Annotated in this window: 2 protein-coding genes; both read right to left on the bottom strand. The window is 30.1% G+C overall.

Going from position 1 to position 2247, the window contains the following annotated elements; all coding sequences use genetic code 11:
• Positions 1-173 precede the first annotated feature (173 nt).
• Positions 174-1430, bottom strand: coding sequence for a site-specific DNA-methyltransferase (locus QLS31_RS16135; protein ID WP_282744690.1), 1257 nt, complete (start codon positions 1428-1430; stop codon positions 174-176).
• Entirely contained in the window at positions 1420-2055 is a 636-nt protein-coding gene (locus QLS31_RS16130; RefSeq protein WP_282744689.1) for an ApaLI family restriction endonuclease, read from the bottom strand. Before QLS31_RS16130 ends, QLS31_RS16135 begins: the two co-directional genes overlap by 11 nt.
• Positions 2056-2247: the final 192 nt, after the last annotated feature.

Below are 2247 nucleotides of genomic sequence, written 5' to 3'. Positions count from 1 at the left end.
GACGTGAAATACCTATGATGTGTTGCATGCTTAAAAATACGAAAAATCTTCTTTTTATACCAACATTTTGTTATATTTGTTAATAAGTAAACGGAAGTTTTTTCACAGACTGACGTTCTCGCGCTACAAGCAGTTTGGGATTAAGGAAGCCAAATCTTCGGATAAACACAAATTTATCTGACACAAAACCAACTTCCCATTAATCCAAATGCCCAAATTGCTTGTAGCGTGTGTTGGGCGATCGTTCTTGTTAACGCAAATTCTTTAGCCTGCAATTCAAGTGATTTTAATATTTTTACATCTGTTTGGAAATTAAATAATCTTGTTATTCCAGTTTCCTTTGTTTGAATTACAATTTTAATTGGATACTCTTTTCCTATTGTTGCTTTCTCTAATTTTTCAATCGCATCTTCTAGGGTTTCATAATCATTTTGAATTTTTACTGGAATTGGATTTCCGTCAATATGTTCTTTTAGGAAACCATCAATGCCAGAATTTCTTTGAACAGGAAAAGCATTTATATTACTTAAAATAGCTAATTCTTTTTCCGTTTTTTCAAGATAATCTTCAGTTCCTTTGTTTAATAATGCAGATTGTGTAACAATCATTTCTTCAAGTCTTGAGTTAGCAAGATTTACAGCATCAATAGAAACATCAATTCCAATATACTTTCTTTTTAAGAGTTTAGCAGAAACACAAGTAGTTCCACTTCCGCAAAATGGGTCTAAAACTAAATCTCCTTCATCTGTAACAATGTTTATTAATTGATTTAAAAGTAAAACAGGTTTTTGTGTTGGGTAACCAGTTCTTTCTTTTGCTTTTGGATTCAAATATGGTATTTCCCAAACATCTGATAGTGGAACACCTTTTTTCTCTTTTCCTAAAACGATACTTCCATTTGTATCTCTTTTATAGGTTGATTTACCAAACTCATTTTTCTCTCTATCTTGTAATATTTGGTCAAGATTAGTTGTTGCAGAATAATCTGTATATAAAGTGTTAAACTTAAAATCTTTAGTTTTAGAATAAAAAAAGATTATTTGATGAGCATTCAATAACCCTTTTTTTGAGTTTGACCAACGTTTATATGACCAAACTATTTCGCTTTGAAAATTTTCTCTACCAAACACTTTGTCTAAAATTGTTCTTATATTATGCGAAGCTGTTTTGTCGCAATGTAAAAAAACACTTCCAGTATTTTTTAATACTTTTTTACACTGAATTAATGTGTCTTCAATTAATTTAAGATACTCTTCTAATGAGTTAAACTTATCATCAAATTCATAAACTTTAGAATTATCACGACTCGTTAATGAATGTTTTTTTTGTGTAAAAAAAGGTGGATCAAAATACACCAAATCAACCTTGCTACTTTCAATTTCTTGAAGTTTTTCTACACAATTTCCGTGATATATTTTGTTAGTTTCCATTTTCGGGCGTTTTTTCATTAGCAATCTCTGTTAAAATAGCTTTTAAATCTACTCCACAATAATTTAGTAAAAATTCCCAAGCATCATCTCCAGCGTAATATTCTCCTTCAACCCCTGCATACAAAGTTTTTAAAGTTTCTTGTATTCGGATTGCTTGGCTTCTTAATGGATAGTAAAACATTACACGAATTGGCTTTAAACCGTGTTGTTTTATTACTTTTACTCTAGTGTGTTCTTTTGTTATATGGTCGCCGTCAGTTGTAGCATCTCTCCATTTAACTTCTATTGCATCAAGTCCATTCAAAAAATCAATTTCAAACGTTTTTGGTCTTTGACCGATTGTGTTTTCTACTTTAGTTTTAATTCCATCAGGGAATTTGTAATTCAAACAAAGAGTTGCTGAATCTTCTAGGAAAGAGCCTGCATATTTATACAGAAAACGTCCCGCATTTTGGTAAATATCTATAAGTTCGCCTTCGGCTGTTGAAATTCCAAGAACTCTATAAATGAGATAATGGGAATTATCATCCTGTTTCATTTCAACTTTTCTACTTTCAATTTTACCTTTTAAAGTTGATGAATAAACCTCGGCTAATTCCTTTATTTTCTCTTTTAATATGTCCATTTACTTTTAAATTTTTATTTAGTCTGTAAATTTACAATATTTATTTTTCAGTACGATTTTTTTTTAGAATGTCGCCCAACGTCAGTCTGTGAAAAAACTTCCGTTTACTTATTAACAAATATAACAAAATGTTGGTATAAAAAGAAGATTTTTCGTATTTTTAAGCATGCAACACATCATAGGTATTTCACG

The sequence above is a fragment of the Flavobacterium sp. XS2P24 genome (assembly GCF_030010285.1).
Lineage (GTDB): Bacteria > Bacteroidota > Bacteroidia > Flavobacteriales > Flavobacteriaceae > Flavobacterium > Flavobacterium algoritolerans.
This window is presented reverse-complemented; position numbering and strand designations above follow the sequence as displayed.